Raw genomic sequence first — 17,257 nt, forward strand, 5'->3', positions numbered from 1 at the left:
CATGCGCAAGACCCTGCTCGAAAGCCTCACCCATGGTTCGCTGACGGAGCCCGCTCCGGCGCCGGACGGTTCGGCGCTGGCCGAGCTTGCAGCGAAGGTCGACCGTGCTGCCCAGGCCCGGCTCGGGCGTTCTCTTGCCATTCGCGAGGTCGATGCCGGGTCCTGCAACGGCTGCGAGCTTGAGATCCATGCGCTGTCCAACGCCTTCTACGACATCGAACGTTTCGGCCTGCGCTTCGTCGCCTCGCCGCGCCATGCCGACGTGCTTCTGGTCACGGGTCCTGTGACGAAGAACATGCGACAGGCGCTGGAGCGGACCTACACCGCGACGCCCGACCCGAAATGGGTCGTCGCGGTCGGCGGCTGCGCGATCGATGGCGGCATTTTCAGAGGCAGCTACGCCTGCGTCGGCGGCGTGTCCGAGATCGTTCCGGTGGATTTGCACATCAAGGGCTGCCCGCCGTCGCCGACGGACTTGTTGAAGGGCCTGCTGGCGCTGCTGGAGCACGTCAGCGGAAAGCGCTAAGCCGCGCTCACACACTCCGTCATTGCCGGCATACTGGAATCCGCGCCCGCGATGGCATCGAACAAAAGCGAGTCCTAATCCACCAGGATCACCCTGATGTCGTTCACGTTCGTCAGCGTCGGCCCCGGCATGAGCAGGTCGCCCGTCGCCTCGAAGAACGAGGTCGCGTCGTTGTTGTCGAGATAGGCCTGCGGCTGCAGTCCCTGCGCCTTCATCCTTGCGAACGTTGCAGCGTCGATCACCGCGCCGGCCGGGTCGGTGGGGTTGCCGGCACCGCCGTCGGCGCCGTCGGTGTCGCCTGCGAGCGCCGAGATGCCGGCGGTGTCCTGCAACAGGCCGGCGAGCGCCAGCGCGTATTCCTGGTTCGGTCCGCCGCGCCCCTGGCCACGCACGGTGACCGTGAGCTCGCCGCCTGAGAGGATGGCGATGCGCTTGCCTTGCGCACGCGCCTCGAGCGCCAGCCTGGCGTGATCGGCGGCGACCTCGCGCGCCTCGCCCTCGAGATCGGCGCCGAGATCGATGGTCTCGTAGCCGGAGGCGCGCGCCAGCTTCACCGCGGCGTCGAGCGACTGCTTGGGCCGCGCGATCAGCTCGAAGGTCGCGCGCCCGAAGGCCGCGTCACCCGGTTTGCAGCTCTCATTGGCGGGATCGTCGAGCGCGCGGCGCACCGCATCGTCGACGTCGAGCTTGTACTTGGCCACGATCGCGCGCGCATCCTCAAGCGTCGTCGGATCCGGCACGGTGGGGCCGGAGGCGATCGCGGAAGGATCGTCATGCGGCACGTCGGAGATCGCGAGCGTGACGATCTCGGCGGCGTTTCTGCCGGCGCGCGCCAGCCGTCCGCCCTTGATCCGCGACAGATGTTTCCTGACGATGTTCATCTCGCCGATCGGCGCGCCCGAGCGCAGCAGCGCCTTGTTGACCGCCTGCTTCTGCGCGAAGCTGATGCCATTCGCCGGCGCGATCCAGTTGGCCGAGCCGCCGCCGGTGAGCAGCACCAGGAGCAGATCGTCAGGCCCGGTTTCGCCCGCGAGCGCGAGCGTGTCGACGGCGCCTTTCAGGCCGGCTTCGTCAGGCACGGGATGGCCGGCCTCGACCACGCGGATGCGGCGGGTCGGCACGCCGTAGCCGTGGCGCGTGGTGGCGATGCCGACCAGCCGCTCCGGCGGCAGCCCGAGCGCGTCGAGATAATGCCGCTCGGCCGCCGCGGCCATCGCGCCTGCGCCCTTGCCCGCGGCAAGGCAGATCACGCGTCCCCTCGGCGCCGGGCGCAGATGCGGCGCCAGGATCGTATTCGGATGGGCGGCGGCAACGGCGGCGTCGTAGAGCGCGCGGAGCAGGGGACGTCGGTCGGTCATGACGATGGCCTTCGGCAGACTGAAGTGGCGGCGATGAGGTCGCCGGTCATCTGCCTACCGCATCGTGCGCCAAAGCGTAAGCGGCCTCTGCCATCATTCGATTGTGCAATCGCGTGATCAAAACCGCCGCGCAAGCAGAAATCCCCTGCGCGACCGGCGCAGGGGATTTCCCGTCGTGCCTTTCAGGCGCCAGCTAGCCGCCGGCTTCCGCATTGATGACGTCGCCGAACAGTTCCCATCGCTCGCCCTTGAAGCGTTGCAGCTGCAGCGAGCTGATCGGGGCGAAATCGGTCGCCGACGTGTTGATCTTGATGCCGGGCAGCAGCGCTTCGGTGCGGAAGTCCTTCAGGCTCGCGGCCTGTTTCATGACGTTCGCGCGCGTGAGGTCGTCGCCGCAGTTCTTCAGCACCTGGACCAGCGTCTGCGCGACGCCGTAGCCGACGATCGTGCCGCCGTCGGTCTTGTCGCCTTCGGGGAAGTACTTCGTCATGAAGTCGAGGAACGCCTTCATGCCCGCGTCATTGGCCCATTGCGCGTCGGTAGTGTCCTTCAGATAGGCCGCCGAAATGATGCCTTGCGCGTTCTCGAAGCCCGCCGGCTTGATCACGCTTCCGACCGAGGCCGAGACGTTGTTGAGGAAGTGGATCGGTTTCCAGCCGATCTCGGCATTCTTCTTGATCGCCTGCGCCGCGAATTTCGGCGTGGTGATGTTGATGAAGACGTCGGCGCCGGTCGCCTTCAGCTTGACGATGTGATTGTCGATGGTCGGCTCCGACGTCTCGTAGCTTTCCTCCAGCACGATCATGCTTGCGGCCTTGGCGCCGAGGCCGTCCTTCAGGCCCTTCAGGTAGTCCTTGCCGTAATCGTCGTTCTGGTAGAGCACGCCGATCTTGGCGTTGGGCAGCTCCTTCAGGATGTATTTGGCGTAGATCTGCGTCTCGCTCTGGTAGTTGGGCTGCCAGCCCATGGTCCAGGGGAAGTTCTGCGGATCGTTCCACTTGGTGGCGCCGGTGGCGACGAACAGCTGCGGCACCTTCTTCGAGTTCATGTATTTCTGGATCGCCGTGTTCGGCGGCGTGCCGAGCGAGTTGAAGACGAGCAGCACCTCGTCGCTCTCGACCAGCTTGCGCGCCTGTTCCACCGTCTTCGGCGGCGAGTACGCGTCGTCGTAGGAGATGAAATTGATCTTGCGGCCGTTGATGCCGCCTTCGTCGTTGATCTTCTTGAAATAGGCGGCTTCGGTGCGCCCGATGATGCCATAGGCGGAGGCTGGTCCGCTGTAGGGCATGATGTTGCCGATCTTGATCTCGGTGTCGGTCGCGCCGGTATCGTATTTCTTCTGGGCCGATGCAGTTGAAGTCGAAGCCGCAATGAGCGCGAGCGCCAATGATGCGGCCGCGAGCTTGCCGGTGACAGCAGGCATTCCAATCTCCCTATCTTTCTTTGTGTGCGCGTCCCTTTTCTTGTCTCGTTTTTTGGCGACGCGACCGCAATTCAATACGATTTGCCCGGAAGCTTCAAGGAAAAGCCCCTGCGGCATGGCCGCAGGGGCTGCGTCTTTAGTCGATTTGGCTACATCTTGAGCAACTGGGTAAGGTTAGCCGCCGACGTCGCCGCTCAAGATCTCGCCAAATCGCTCCCAGTGCTCGCCCTTGAAGCGGATCAATTGCAGCTGCGAGAGCGGCGCGAAATCGGAGGCCGACGTGTTGACCTTGATGCCCGGCAGCAGGCCGGCGGGCTCGAACTCCTTGATGTTGGCGGCCTGCTTCATGATGTTCTCGCGGGTCAGATTGTCACCGCAGGCCTTGAGCACGTGAACGAGACCCTGGGCCACGATGTAGCCGTACATCACCGAGGCGTCGGCGCGGTTCGCTTCCGGATAGTACTTATCCAGGAATTCGTTCCAGCCAATCATCGCCTTGTCGTTCTTCCACTGCGCGTCGGTCGGATCCTTGAAATATTGCGACGAGATGATGTCCTGGGCGTTCTCGAAGCCGGCCGGCTTGATCACGCTGCCGATCGAGGCCGAGACGTTGTTGAGGAAATGCAGCGGCTTCCAGCCGATCTCGGCGTTCTTCTTGATGGCCTGCGCCGCGAATTTCGGCGTGGTGATGTTGAAGAAGATATCCGCGCCCGTCGCCTTCATCTTCACGATGTGGGAATCGATGGTTGGCTCGGAGACTTCGTAGCTGTCCTCAATGGCGATCATCGAGGCGGCCTTGGCGCCGAGCCCGTCCTTGAATCCCTTCAGATAGTCCTTGCCGTAGTCGTCGTTCTGGTAGAGCACGGCGATCTTGGCGTTCGGATGGTTCTTCAGGATGTACTTGGCATAGATGATCGACTCGATCTGGTAGTTGGGCTGCCAGCCCATCGTCCACGGGAAGTTCTGCGGATCGTTCCACTTGGTGGCCCCGGTGGCGACGAAGAGCTGTGGCACCTTCTTCGAGTTCATGTATTTCTGGATCGCCGTGTTGGGCGGCGTGCCGAGCGAGTTGAAGATCAGCAGTACCTCGTCGCTTTCGACGAGCTTGCGCGCCTGTTCCACCGTTTTGGGCGGCGAGTAGGTGTCGTCATAGGTGATGAAATTGATCTTGCGGCCATTGATGCCGCCTTCTGCGTTGATCTTGCGGAAATAGGCCTCCTCGGTCTTGCCGATCACGCCGTAGGCGGAGGCGGGTCCGCTGTAGGGCATGATGTTGCCGATCTTGATTTCGGTGTCGGATGCCCCGGTGTCGTATTTCTTCTGCGCGGATGCTGCCGTGGAAAGAGCGGCAGCCAGCACGAGGGCAGCCGAGAAGGCCCCCAATCGCACATGCATTGCAGGCATCTTGTTCTCCCTGGGAAGGTTTGAATGTGTCGATTGTTCTTATTGGGGGCGATGGTTGCTCCTCGCTCCATCGTACATTCAATACCTATCCACGGCCGTCAGCAAGAAGAACGCCCCCGCATAAGCGTCGCGGGGCGGGCGATTCTCGTCGAAGACGATCCTGAAATATTCCGGCACGTGAGATTTCGTGCCGCCAATCCGCCGCTGGAGTTGCTTTCAGAAGAAGCGGCTATCTTGAATTGAGCCGTCGCGGCGGTCAGTCGCCGACGTGGCTCGAGATGACGTCGCCGAACAGCTCCCATTTCCGGCCCTTGAACCGCATCATCTGGAGCTGTTCGATCGGAGCGAAATCGTCCGGCGCGGTATTGATCTTGATGCCGGGCAAGAGCGTATCGGGTTCGAAGTCCTTCAAGCTGGCGGCCTGCTTCATGACGTTCTCGCGGGTGAGATCGTCGCCGCACATCTGCAGCACCTTCACCATGGTCTGCGCGGCGGCATAGCCGAACACGACGCCGGCATCGAGCTTGTTGGCCTTGGGGTCATACTGGGCGAGGAAGTTGTAGAATTTCTTCATGCCGTCATCGGCATTCCATTGCGGATCGGAGCCGTCCTTGGTGTAGCTCGCCGACAGGATGCCTTGCGAGATCTCGAGCCCGGCCGGTTCGAGCACGCCGCCGACCGAAGCCGAGACGTTCGAGATGATGTGGACCGGATGCCAGTTGATCTCCGCCGCCTTCTTGATGCCCTGCGCCGTGAATTTCGGTGTGGTGATGCTGATGAAGACGTCAGCGCCGGAGGCTTTCAGTTTGACTACGTGCTCGTCGATCGCCGGCTCCGAGGTGCTGTAGGGCTCTTCCAGCACGATCATCGAGGCCTTGGCGCCGAGGCCCTCTTTCAGCCCGTTCAGATAGTCCTTGCCGAAATCGTCGTTCTGATAGAGCACACCGATCTTTCCGTCCGGCTTCTCCTTCATGAGGTATTTGGCGTAGATGCGGGCCTCGCTCGCGTAGTTCGGCTGCCAGCCCATGGTCCAGGGATATTGCCTGGGATCGTTCCATTTCGACGCGCCGCTCGCCACGAACAATTGCGGCACCTTCTTCTCGTTCATGTATTTGCGGATGGCGCTATTGGTGGAGGTGCCGAGCGAGCCGAAAATCAGCAGCACCCCGTCGCTCTCGACCAGCTTGCGCGCCTGCTCGACCGTCTTCGGCGGCGAATAGGCGTCGTCATAGGAGATGAACTTGATCTTGCGGCCATTGATGCCGCCCTCGGCGTTGATCTTGTTGAAGTAGGCTTCCTCGGTCTTGCCGATCGCGGCATAGGCGGAGGCCGGCCCGCTATAGGGCATGATGTTACCGATCTTGATCTCGGTATCGGAAGCGCCGTTGTCGTATTTCTTCTGCGCCAGCACTTCGCTGCTCATTGCAGTGCACAAGGCGAGCGCGACCCAGAGGGACGCAACCTGGAAACGAACGGCGACCATTGTTCTCCTTCCCCCGGGCGGATCGGGCGCATTGAACAAGATTGGGGCCGGCCGTCAACAAAAAGCCCCCGCGGTTGCCCGCGGGGGCAATTTACGTTGGATGATCGCGTCAGCGTGTCACTCGGAGGCGATATCGCCGCTGATGATCTCGCCGAACAGTTCCCACTTCTCGCCCTTGAAGCGCATCATCTGAAGCTGCGCAATCGGGGCGAAGTCGGTGGCGCTGGTGTTGATCTTGACGCCGGGCAGCAGGGTATCCGGCGCGAAGTCCTTCAGGCTCGCGGCCTGCTTCATGAGGTTGGCACGGGTGAGGTCGTCACCGCACATTTCGAGCACCTTGGCCAGGGTCGACGCGGCGCCGTAGCCATAGACCATGCTGGTATCGGACTTGTCGGCACCCGGCATGTACTTGTCGACGAACTCGTTCCACCTCTTCATGCCGGGATCGTTGGCCCATTGCGGGTCGGTGGAGTCCTTGGCGTAGGCTGCCGACAGCACGCCCTGCGCGCTTTCGAATCCGGCCGGCTTCATCACGCTGCCAACCGAGATCGACACGTTGGTGAGGATCTGGAGCGGCTTCCAGTTGAGCTCGGCGGTCTTCTTGATGGTCTGGGCCGCGAACTTCGGCGTGGTGTAGATCAGGAGCACGTCGGGATTGGCCGCCTTGATCTTGACGATGTGACCGTCGATCGACGGCTCGGAGATCTCGTAGCTCTCTTCCATGATGATCATGGACGAGGCCTTCGCGCCGAGACCGTCCTTGGTGCCCTTGAGGTAGTCTTTGCCGAAATCGTCGTTCTGATAGAGGATCGCGATCTTGGCGTCCGGCTTCTCCTTCATCAGCCATTTGGCGTAGATGTGCGCTTCGCTCTGGTAGGAAGGCTGCCAGCCCATGGTCCAGGGGAAGTTCTTCGGATCGTTCCACTTGGTTGCGCCGGTGGCAACGAACAGCTGCGGGATCTTCTTGGCGTTGAGGTATTTCTGGATCGCCGTGTTCGAGGGCGTGCCGAGCGGGTTGAAGACAGCCAGCACCTCGTCGCTCTCAACCAGCTTGCGGACCTGCTCGACGGCCTTCGGCGGCGAATAGCCGTCGTCATAGGTTACGAAGTTGATCTTGCGACCGTTGATGCCGCCCTTGTCGTTGACCATCCTGAAATAGGCCTCTTCGGTCTTGCCGATGATGCCATAGGCCGAGGCCGGACCGCTGTACGGCATGATGTTGCCGATCTTGATCTCGGTATCGGACGCGCCGGTGTCGTATTTCTTTTGGGCGAGTGCAGCGCCGGAGGTGAGGGTGACGGCCGCCGTTGCCGTGATCAGCGCGGCGGCTCGCAGTGTTCTCCCGAAAAGCAATTGGGTCTCCTTGGTTAAACGACAGTCCTTGAGAGTTTTCAGTTCTTCCTGAGCTTGCCGACGAGTTGCTGGCCCAGGACCGCGACCTGCCTCGCGCCATGCGGCACGAGGTAGATGACGAGGAACAACAGCACGCCGAACACCGCGCCGGAGAGACCCTTGGAGATGCTTTCCGCCATGTTCGGCACGAAGATGATGAAGGCGGCACCGACGAACGAGCCGGGCAGCCAGCCGACGCCACCGACCACCATGCCGAGGAACAGCGAGATCGCGAGCGTGATGGTGTAGCTGTCGGGCGCGACGAATTGCACGGCGATGGCGCCGAGCGAGCCGGCGACGCCGGTGATGCCGGCGGACACCCCGAAAGCCAGCGTCTTGTAGAGCGCGACGTTGACACCCATCGAGGAAGCCGCGATCTCGTTGTCGCGGATCGCCATGAATGCGCGGCCCGAGCGGGAGCGCAGCAGGTTCACCGAGAAGATGTAGATCGCGATCGTCACGGCGAGCGTGAAGTAGTACAGCCACATGTCCTGCGACATCGGCAGGCCGAACGGCGCGTCCGGCTTAGTGACGACGAGGCCCTGCACGCCGCCGGTCCAGTGCTCGAGGAAGTTCAGCTTCAACAGTTGCGGCATCGCGGTGGCGAGCGCAAAGGTCGCGAGCGCCAGATAGACGCCGGACAGCCGCAGCGCCGGCTTGCCGAACAGGTAGCCGAAGCCGAAGCAGATCGCCGCGGAAATCGGAATGGTCAGCGCGTAGTTGACGTTGGCGTGCTCCATCAGCACCGCCGAAGTATAGGCGCCGACGGCGTAGAACGCGCTCTGGCCGAGCGAGAACTGGCCGCTTCCGCCGGTCAGGATGTTCAGCGCCAGCACGGCGAGCCCGTAGATCAGGAGCATCGTCATCTGGAAGATGATGAAGTTCTTGACGAACATCGGCACGACCAACAGCGCCGCCAGCACCACCAGCGAGGTGCCGGTGCCCAGCGTCATGGCCCGCTTCGGAACCGCCTCGACCGCCTGGTGGCCTTCGGCGACGACTTCTTCTGCAGCGCTCATGATCAAACTCGCTTGACGATGTGCCGGCCGAACAGGCCAGCGGGTTTGACGACCAGGACGGAGATGATCAGCGCGAGCGCGATCGGGAGCTTCAGTTCGTTGCCGACGCCGGGGATGTAGGTGCCGGCGAGGTTCTCGAAGACGCCGACCAGGAAGCCGCCGACCACGGCGCCGAACGGGCTGCTCAATCCGCCGAGCACCGCCGCGGCGAAGCCGTAGATCAGGACGCCGCCCATCATGTTGGGCTCGAGGAACACGACCGGGGCGATCAGCATGCCGGCGATCGAGCCGATCGCGGTCGCCATGCCCCAGCCGAGCGCGATCATCCAGCTCGTGTTGATGCCGACGAGGCGGGCCGATTCAGGCACCGAGGCGGCCGCGCGCATTGCAAGGCCGATCCGGGTGTATTGGAAGAAGAAGTAGAGGCCGAGCAGGAGCAGCACGGTGACGCCGATCATGCCGGCCTGGTGGGTCGAGATCAGCTGGCTGCCCAGGAACGGCGAGGAGCCGAACGGGGTCGGGTACTGCTTGATGGTGAAGTCCCAGATCAGGCCGGCCGAGGAGTTGATGATCGCAAACAGCGCGATGAAGCCGGCGACGTTGGTCAGAACCGGCGCCTTGGCGAGCGGCTTGAACAGGATGCGCTCGATCGCGATGCCGGCGACGAAGGAGAATGCCAGCGTCATCAGGAAGGCCGCCCAATAGGACAGGCCCCACTGCATCAGCTGCCAGGAGATGAAGGTCGAGAACATCGCCATCTCGCCTTGCGCGAAATTGAGATGGTCGATGGCCTGGTAGATCATGACCACGGCGAGCGCCATGCAGGCGTAGATCGCGCCCGTGGCGATGCCGGCCAGGACCTGGTTGGTGAACAGTTCCATTGTCCCGGCTCCCTCAGTAACCCAGATAGGATTTGCGGATTTCTTCGTTGTTCGCGATGTCCTTGGCTTTGCCCGACATCACGATCCGACCGGTCTCGATCACATAGGCCTGGTCGGCGAGCTCGAGCGCCAGCTGGGCGTTCTGTTCGACCACCAGGATCGACACCTTGTCCTCGCGGTTGATCTTGCCGAGGATGCCGAACAGATCGCGCACCACCAGCGGCGCGAGGCCGAAGGACGGCTCGTCCAGCAGCATCAGCCGGGGCCGCAGCATCAGGGCGCGGGCAACCGCGAGCATCTGCTGCTCGCCGCCGGACAGCGTGCCGGCCACCTGGGTGTGCCGCTGCTTCAGCACCGGGAAGTGGGCGTACATGCGCTCGATGTCGGAGACGATGCCGGCGCTGTCCTTGCGGGTGATGGCGCCGAGCTGGAGGTTCTCCTCGACGGTCATGGTGGTGAAGGTGCCGCGGCCCTGCGGCACGTGGGCGATGCCGAACCGCACGATGCTTTCGGTCGAGCGGTTGTTCAGGGGCTTGCCTTCGAACTCGATCGCTCCGGTCGAGCGCACCATGTTACAGATCGCGCGCAGCGTCGTGGTCTTGCCGGCGCCGTTGGCACCGAGCAGCGTCACCAGCGAACCCTCATTGAGCGAGAAGGACAGGCCATGGAGTGCCTGGACCTGGCCGTAATAGGCGCGCAGGTCCTTGACGTTGAGCAGCGTCGTCATTGGTCCTTGCTCCCGAGATACGCCTTGATGACGTCGGGGTCGGCCTGCACCTGGGCGGGCGTCCCCTCCGCGAGCTTCTTGCCGAAATTCAGCGCGACGACGTGGTCGGCGATCGACATCACGAGGCCCATGTGGTGCTCGACCAGGAGCACGGTCATGTGGCGCTCGTCGCGAATGCGGCGGATGAGAGCTCCGAGCACGTAGACTTCCTCGTGGTTGAGGCCGCCGGCAGGCTCGTCGAGCAGCAGGATCTTCGGATCGGCCGCGAGCGCGCGCGCCAGCTCGACCCGCTTCTGCGTACCGAAGGGCAGGCCGGAGACGATGGTGTGGGCGACGTCCTCGAGGTCGAGATAGGCGAGAATCTCGTGCACCTTCTTGTTGACGCTGGTCTCGCTGCGCCGGACCCAGGCCAATCTCAAGGAATCGCTGATGATGTCGCTAGAGGTCTTCGAATGCGCGCCGACGCGGACATTGTCCATCACCGACAAATTCGGGAATAGCGCCACGTTCTGGAAGGTTCGGCCGATGCCGATCTCGGCGATGCGGTGCGGCGGCCGCGACAGGATGCTGACGCCGTCCAGCAGGATGTCGCCGGACGACGGCTGGTACAGCCGCGAAAGGCAATTGAAGAGCGTGGTCTTGCCGGCGCCGTTGGGGCCGATGAGCCCGAGGATCTGGCCCTTGTGCATGTCGAAGGACACGCCGTTGAGCGCGATGATGCCGCCGAACACGACGCTGACGTCGCGAACCGCGAGCAGGGGCGATGTCCCCCGCGCGAGCTGTGCCTGCGTCATGTCGTCTCGCTCACGTCGTTCAGTGAGCGATGGGGCGATGCGAACCGCTCCCGATGATGACAAAGGCTATCTGAACCCCTCGGCCACACGCGCAACTTTTCCTCCTGATTTCAGCTTTTTGCTGTTGTCTTTTTTTGAATGCGGCATCAGACCCCCGAGCGCCGCTTCGATGTTCCTTACCATCGCCAGCAGACGCGGTCCAATGTCGTTGATCAAACGCTCTTCCGTGAAGCGGAATGCCGGCGCGCCGCAATTGAATGCGTAAGGTCCGGTTCCGTCGTTGAGCTTGAGCGCGACGCCGGCTGCGCCGATGTCGTCGTGCCAGTCGCCGACCGAGATCGCAAAGCCGTATTTCGCGACCGTTTCGCCGGAACGTTCCAATCCTTCGCGCATCTTCGGCCAGCGGCTGCCGTAATGTTCGCGCAGAATGCGCGACACTTCAGCGCGGCTCTCGTCGTCGAGCGCCCAGAAATAGGCGCGGCCCATCGCACTGGTTGCAATCGGCACGCGCGAGCCGACGTCAAGTTGAACGCCGACCGTCTCGCTGCCGCGGCTCTGCCCGAAATAGATCATGCTGTGACGGTCGCGGCCGCCGACGGCGACGGCGCCCCCGGTCGCGCGCATCACTTCCTCGCGGAACGGCTCCGACAGATGCCGAACGCCCAGATTGGCCAACGCCGCGTAACCGAGCGACATCGCGGCGGGTGCGAGCTGGTACTTCTCGAAGCGGGGAACCGGCGTCAGATAGCCGAGCTTGGTCAACGTGTAGGTCAGCCGCGACACGGTCGGTTTGGGCAGATTGGTGCGCGCCGCAATCTCCTGATTGCCGAGCAGGCCGTCATTGGGTTGGAACGCGCGCAATACATCCAGTCCGCGGGAAAGCGCGACGACGAAATTCCGATCGGTCGCAGTCTTCTTTCCTGTACGCTTCATCCCTGATCTGCTTCTTGCGCGGAGTCGTTGACAACGTCCGTGCTTCAAAATAACCCTGCCGTCAAGATGCGGAATTAAATTCCGCACCGCGAAATCGAACAAAAGCAAATCCCCACCAAGGAGGGACACCGTGAGCGAAGTGGTCAAGCTTGAGCGTCATGATGAGGTCGGCATCGTCACGGTCAACAGCCCGCCGGTCAATGCGCTGAGTGCCGCGGTCCGCGGCGGCATTCTGGAATGCATCAAGGCCGCCATCGCCGATCCCGCCATCAAGGGCATCGTGCTGACCTGCGCCGGCCGCACCTTCATTGCGGGCGCCGACATCACCGAATTCGGCAAGCCGCCGAAGCCGCCGGCCCTCAACGACGTGCTGTCCGAGATCGAGAATTCGCCGAAGCCGGTCGTCGCCGCGATCCACGGCACCGCGCTCGGCGGCGGCCTCGAGGTCGCGCTCGCCTGCCATTTCCGCGTTGCGGTCAAAGAGGCCAAGCTCGGCCTGCCCGAGGTCAAGCTCGGTCTGTTGCCGGGCGCCGGCGGCACCCAGCGCCTGCCCCGCGCGGTCGGGCCTGAGCTCGCGGTCAAGATGATCGTCGGCGGTGATCCGATCGGTGCGGCGGAAGCCCTGAAGAACGGCCTGATCGAGGAGATCGTCGAAGGTCCGGCCTCGGGCGGCGAAGCCTTCGTGCGCAAGCTGCTGGCGGAGAAACGCCCGCTGCGCCGCCTGCGCGATGACGATTCCAAGATCGCGGCCGCCAAGGCCGACCGCTCGATCTTCACCAATGCCGTCGCCGCCATGACCAAGAAGTCACGCGGCCTGGAGGCGCCATTCGCGGCGGCCGATGCCGTTGGCTACGCCATCGACCTTCCGTTCGACGAAGGGTTGAAGAAGGAGCGCGAGGGCTTCCTGAAGCTCGTCGCCAGCGACCAGTCCAAGGCGCAGCGCTATGCGTTCTTCGCCGAGCGCGAAGCCGCCAAGATCGCGGGTGTCCCCGAAGGCACCAAGTCGCGCCCTGTGAACCGTGTCGCCATTCTCGGCGCCGGCACCATGGGCGGCGGCATCGCGATGTCGTTCGCCAATGCCGGCATTCCCGTCACCCTGATCGAGACCGCCGAGGAGCAGCTCAAGCGCGGCATGGGCGTCATGCAGAAGAACTGGGAAGCGACCGCTGCGCGCGGCGGCATCCCGGCGGATGCGCCCGCCAAGCGCATGGCGCTGATCGACGGCAAGGTCGGCATCGAGAATGTCGGCGACGCCGACCTCGTCATCGAGGCCGTGTTCGAGACCATGGCGGTGAAGAAGGAAGTATTCGGCAAGCTCGACCAGTACGCCAAGCCGGGCGCGGTGCTCGCCTCCAACACCTCGTACCTGAACATCGACGAAATCGCGAAGTCGACCAAGCGTCCGCAGGACGTGCTCGGCATGCACTTCTTCTCGCCGGCCAACGTCATGAAGCTGTGCGAGATCGTGCGTGCCGACAAGACCGCGCCGGACGCGCTCGTGACGGCCGTCACGATCGCGCGAAAAATCGCAAAAGTGCCGGCCGTGGTCGGCGTCTGCGACGGCTTCGTCGGCAACCGCATGCTGGCCCAGCGCGGCAAGCAGTCCGAGAAGCTGCTGTTCGAGGGTGCCCTGCCGCAGCAGGTCGATGCCGTCGTCACCAAGTTCGGCATGCCGATGGGCCCGTTCGCGATGGGCGATCTCGCCGGCCTCGACATCGGCTGGCGCTCGCGCAAGGACCGCGGCATCAAGTCGGAGATCGCGGACGCGCTGTGCGAGGCCGGCCGCTTCGGTCAGAAGACCGGCAAGGGCTACTACAAGTATGAAGCCGGCAGCCGCGCCCCGCTGCCCGACCCTGATGTCGAGAAGCTGATCGACGAGACGCTTGCCCGCCTCGGCCGCAAGAAGCGCGTCGTCAGCGACGAGGAGATCCTCGAGCGCATGATGTATCCCATGATCAACGAGGGCGCGAAGATCCTGGAAGAGGGCATCGCCGCGCGCCCGTCCGACATCGACGTGGTCTGGCTCTACGGCTATGGCTGGCCGATCTACCGCGGCGGTCCGATGTTCTGGGCCGACAGCGTCGGCCTCAAGCACATCGCCGACCGCCTCGCCTTCTACGCCAAGGAGACCAACGATCCGAGCCTCGAGCCCGCCCCGCTGCTGAAGAAGCTCGCCGCCGAAGGCAAGACGTTCGCGTCGCTGGCCGCGGCGTCGAAAGCGGCGTGATCGAATTGGCAGTGGCGGCGATTTCGTCCTCCGAGGCACACTCTCTCCGTTCCCTCCCCCCTTGTGGGGGAAGGTCAGGGAGGGGGGTGGCTCCGGGCGAGGTTCGAGTTTGTGGCTACCCCTCTCCCCAACCCTCCCCCACAAGGGGGGAGGGAGCCCATCCGCCGGTGCCTGCCTTACGTGCAAAGTAACGAGCTTCCATGACCCATCCCGGCGAACAGTTTTATCCCGAGGGCGTGCGTTGGGACGATCCGATCGTCCAGGGCACATTGCCCGACCTGCTGGCGAAAGCCGCCGCCGAGTACGGCCCGCGCACCGCGTTGGAATTCCGCGACCGTCCGATCACCTACACCGAGCTCGCGGCTCAGGCCGAGCGCGCGGCGGCGGCGTTCCTGCGCGCCGACTGCGGCAGGAACTCTTCCGTCGCGCTGTTCCTCGGCAACACGCCGGACCATCCCGTCAATTTCTTCGGCGCGCTGAAGGCGGGCGCCCGCGTTGCGCACCTCTCGCCGCTCGACGGCGAGATCGCGCTGACCCACAAGGTCTCCGATTCCGGCTCGCGCCTGCTCGTCACGTCGAACCTCCAGGCCTTGCTGCCGACCGCGCTGAAATTCCTGGAGAAGGGGCTGATCGACCGCCTGGTCGTCTGCGAGGACGATCATTGGGGCAAGATCGGCACGCCGCAGGCGGCAATTCCCGACGATCCCCGCATCGTGACCTTCAAGACCTTCGTCGAGGGCGCGATCGCGCCGGCGCAATGGCCGACGGTGACCGCCGACGACGTCGCGCTGCTGCAATATACCGGCGGCACCACCGGCCTGCCCAAGGGCGCCATGCTGACCCACGGCAATCTCACCGCGGCGGTGTCGATCTACGACGTCTGGGGCAAGCCGACGCGTGCCACGCGCGGCGAGACGATCGAGCGCGTGATCTGCGTGCTGCCGCTGTTCCACATCTACGCGCTCACCGTCGTGCTGCTGTCCTCGCTCAGCCGCGGCAATCTGATCTCGCTGCACCAGCGCTTCGACGTCGAAGCTGTCATGCGCGACATCGAGGTCAAGCGCGCGACCTACTTTCCGGGCGTGCCGACGATGTGGATCGCGATCGCCGCGCTCCCAGACCTCGACAAGCGCGACTTCTCCTCGCTCGCCACCATCGGCTCCGGCGGCGCGCCGCTGCCGGTGGAGATCGCGAATTTCTTCGAGCGCAAGGTCGGCAAGAAGCTGCGCAGCGGCTGGGGGATGACCGAGACCTGCTCGCCCGGCACCGGCCATCCGCCCGACGGTCCCGAGAAACCGGGCTCGGTCGGCCTGATGCTGCCCGGCATCGAGCTCGACGTCGTTGCGCTGGACGATCCCCGGCGCGTGCTGCCGCCGGGCGAAGTCGGCGAGATCCGCATCAAGGGTCCGAACGTCACCAAGGGTTACTGGAACAGGCCGGAAGGCTCCACGGATGCCTTCGTCGACGGCCGTTTCCTCACCGGCGACATCGGCTATGTCGACACCGACGGCTATTTCTTCCTGGTCGACCGCAAGAAGGACATGATCATCTCCGGCGGCTTCAACGTCTATCCGCAGATGATCGAGCAGGCGATCTACACCATATCAGGCGTGCACGAAGTGATCGTGCTCGGCATCCCCGACCAGTACCGCGGCGAGGCCGCAAAGGCCTTCATCAAGCTGAAGCCCGGCGCAAAGCCGTTCTCGGTCGACGAGCTGCGCGCGCAGCTCAACGGCAAGCTCGGCAAGCACGAACTGCCGGCCGCGGTCGAATTCGTCGACGACCTGCCGCGCACGCCGGTCGGAAAATTGTCGCGCCACGAATTGCGCCAGCAGCAGAAACCGTCACAATCCACCCAAACCGCATCAGGAGTCCGTTCTTGACCGACGCCGTCATCGTTTCCACCGCCCGCACCCCGATCGGCAAGGCCTATCGCGGCGCGCTCAACGCCACCGAGGGCGCAACGCTGCTCGGCCATGCCATCGGCGAGGCTGTCGCGCGCGCAAAAGTCGATCCGAAGGAGATCGAGGACGTCGTGATGGGCGCCGCCCTCCAGCAGGGCGCGACCGGCGGCAACATCGCGCGCAAGGCGCTGCTGCGCGCCGGCCTTCCCGTCACCGTCGCCGGCACCACGATCGACCGGCAGTGCGCCTCGGGCCTGCAGGCGATCGCGCTGGCCGCGCGATCGGTGCTCTTCGACGGCGTCGAGATCGCGGTTGGCGGCGGCGGCGAGTCGATCAGCCTCGTGCAGAACGACAAGATGAACGGCTTCCACGCCCAGGACCCCGCGCTGCTCAAGATCAAGGGCGAGGTCTACATGCCCATGATCGACACCGCGGAAGTCGTCGCCAAGCGCTACGGCATCTCGCGCGAACGCCAGGACGAATATTCGCTGGAGAGCCAGCGCCGCACCGCAGCCGCGCAGCAGGGCGGCAGGTTCAAGGACGAGATCGCCCCGATCACGACGCAGATGGCGGTCACCGACAAGGCGACCGGCACCGTCTCGATGAAGGAGATCACGCTGTCGCAGGACGAAGGTCCGCGCCCCGAGACCACCATCGAAGGCCTCGCCGGCCTCAAGCCCGTGCGCGGCGACGGCTTCAGCATCACAGCCGGCAACGCCAGCCAGCTCTCCGACGGCGCCAGCGCCTGCGTGATCATGAGCGACAAGGAAGCCGCCAGGCGCGGCCTCAAGCCGCTCGGCATCTTCCGCGGCTTCGTCTCCGCCGGCTGCGAGCCGGACGAGATGGGCATCGGCCCGGTCTTCGCGGTGCCGCGCCTCCTCAAGCGCCACGGCCTCAGCGTCGACGACATCGGCCTCTGGGAGCTCAACGAAGCCTTCGCCGTGCAGGTGCTGTATTGCCGCGACAAGCTCGGCATCGACCCCGAGAAGATCAACGTCGACGGCGGCGCGATCGCGGTCGGCCATCCCTACGGCATGTCGGGCGCGCGCCTCACCGGCCACGCCCTGATCGAGGGCCGCCGCCGCAAGGCCAAATACGCGGTCGTCACCATGTGCGTCGGCGGCGGCATGGGCGCGGCGGGATTGTTCGAGGTGCTGCAGTAGGAGTTTCTGTCATTCCGGGGCGC

The 17,257-nt window shown here is 64.2% G+C and carries 14 protein-coding genes; 4 read left to right on the forward strand and 10 right to left on the reverse strand.

The genetic code is table 11. The annotated features are described in order from the left end of the window. Window position 1: 1 nt before the first annotated feature. Entirely contained in the window at window positions 2-526 is a 525-nt protein-coding gene (locus H1B27_RS02295) for an NADH-quinone oxidoreductase subunit B family protein (protein ID WP_197964857.1), read from the forward strand. A 74-nt stretch (window positions 527-600) separates the two neighbouring features. Here H1B27_RS02295 and H1B27_RS02300 read toward each other — a convergent pair whose 3' ends face one another. The 10 genes from H1B27_RS02300 to H1B27_RS02345 form a co-directional block, all read right to left on the reverse strand. Next, window positions 601-1,884, reverse strand: a complete 1,284-nt coding sequence (locus H1B27_RS02300; RefSeq protein WP_197964858.1) for a glycerate kinase type-2 family protein — start codon at window positions 1,882-1,884, stop codon at window positions 601-603. Between the two features lie 193 nt (window positions 1,885-2,077). Then, the gene (locus H1B27_RS02305; RefSeq protein ID WP_194390000.1) at window positions 2,078-3,307 is read right to left on the reverse strand and encodes an ABC transporter substrate-binding protein; all 1,230 of its coding nucleotides are present in this window, start codon (window positions 3,305-3,307) and stop codon (window positions 2,078-2,080) included. A 174-nt stretch (window positions 3,308-3,481) separates the two neighbouring features. Continuing rightward, window positions 3,482-4,711, reverse strand: coding sequence for an ABC transporter substrate-binding protein (locus H1B27_RS02310; protein WP_197964859.1), 1,230 nt, complete (start codon window positions 4,709-4,711; stop codon window positions 3,482-3,484). A 256-nt stretch (window positions 4,712-4,967) separates the two neighbouring features. Beyond that, window positions 4,968-6,194 (reverse strand): ABC transporter substrate-binding protein, encoded by a 1,227-nt coding sequence (locus H1B27_RS02315; protein WP_197964860.1) that lies wholly within the window; start codon window positions 6,192-6,194, stop codon window positions 4,968-4,970. Window positions 6,195-6,311: 117 nt separating this feature from the next. Then, the gene (locus H1B27_RS02320) at window positions 6,312-7,547 is read right to left on the reverse strand and encodes an ABC transporter substrate-binding protein (protein WP_197964861.1); all 1,236 of its coding nucleotides are present in this window, start codon (window positions 7,545-7,547) and stop codon (window positions 6,312-6,314) included. A gap of 38 nt (window positions 7,548-7,585) precedes the next feature. Then, window positions 7,586-8,605 carry a branched-chain amino acid ABC transporter permease gene (locus tag H1B27_RS02325; RefSeq protein ID WP_061881013.1) on the reverse strand — a complete coding sequence of 340 codons (1,020 nt, stop codon included), beginning with the start codon at window positions 8,603-8,605 and terminating at the stop codon, window positions 7,586-7,588. A 2-nt stretch (window positions 8,606-8,607) separates the two neighbouring features. Further along, window positions 8,608-9,486: a branched-chain amino acid ABC transporter permease gene (locus tag H1B27_RS02330; protein ID WP_028179412.1), complete on the reverse strand. Its 879-nt coding sequence runs from the start codon at window positions 9,484-9,486 to the stop codon at window positions 8,608-8,610. Window positions 9,487-9,499: 13 nt separating this feature from the next. After that, the gene (locus tag H1B27_RS02335; protein WP_025033919.1) at window positions 9,500-10,213 is read right to left on the reverse strand and encodes an ABC transporter ATP-binding protein; all 714 of its coding nucleotides are present in this window, start codon (window positions 10,211-10,213) and stop codon (window positions 9,500-9,502) included. Continuing rightward, the gene (locus H1B27_RS02340; protein WP_061881012.1) at window positions 10,210-11,007 is read right to left on the reverse strand and encodes an ABC transporter ATP-binding protein; all 798 of its coding nucleotides are present in this window, start codon (window positions 11,005-11,007) and stop codon (window positions 10,210-10,212) included. The genes H1B27_RS02335 and H1B27_RS02340 overlap by 4 nt, the downstream gene beginning before the upstream one ends. Window positions 11,008-11,073: 66 nt before the next feature. Beyond that, window positions 11,074-11,940 carry an IclR family transcriptional regulator gene (locus tag H1B27_RS02345; RefSeq protein WP_197964862.1) on the reverse strand — a complete coding sequence of 289 codons (867 nt, stop codon included), beginning with the start codon at window positions 11,938-11,940 and terminating at the stop codon, window positions 11,074-11,076. A gap of 130 nt (window positions 11,941-12,070) precedes the next feature. Between H1B27_RS02345 and H1B27_RS02350 the strand changes: the two genes are divergently transcribed. The 3 genes from H1B27_RS02350 (at window position 12,071) to H1B27_RS02360 (ending at window position 17,234) form a co-directional block, all read left to right on the forward strand. Next, window positions 12,071-14,167: a 3-hydroxyacyl-CoA dehydrogenase NAD-binding domain-containing protein gene (locus H1B27_RS02350; RefSeq protein WP_197964863.1), complete on the forward strand. Its 2,097-nt coding sequence runs from the start codon at window positions 12,071-12,073 to the stop codon at window positions 14,165-14,167. Between the two features lie 200 nt (window positions 14,168-14,367). Beyond that, a complete protein-coding gene (gene pimA, locus H1B27_RS02355; RefSeq protein ID WP_197964864.1) occupies window positions 14,368-16,050 on the forward strand; it encodes a dicarboxylate--CoA ligase PimA in 1,683 nt (560 codons plus the stop codon). Continuing rightward, entirely contained in the window at window positions 16,047-17,234 is a 1,188-nt protein-coding gene (locus tag H1B27_RS02360; RefSeq protein WP_061881008.1) for an acetyl-CoA C-acyltransferase, read from the forward strand. The genes pimA and H1B27_RS02360 overlap by 4 nt, the downstream gene beginning before the upstream one ends. Window positions 17,235-17,257 lie beyond the last annotated feature (23 nt).

This window comes from Bradyrhizobium diversitatis, from assembly GCF_016031635.1.
In the GTDB taxonomy this organism is placed as follows: Bacteria; Pseudomonadota; Alphaproteobacteria; order Rhizobiales; family Xanthobacteraceae; genus Bradyrhizobium; species Bradyrhizobium diversitatis.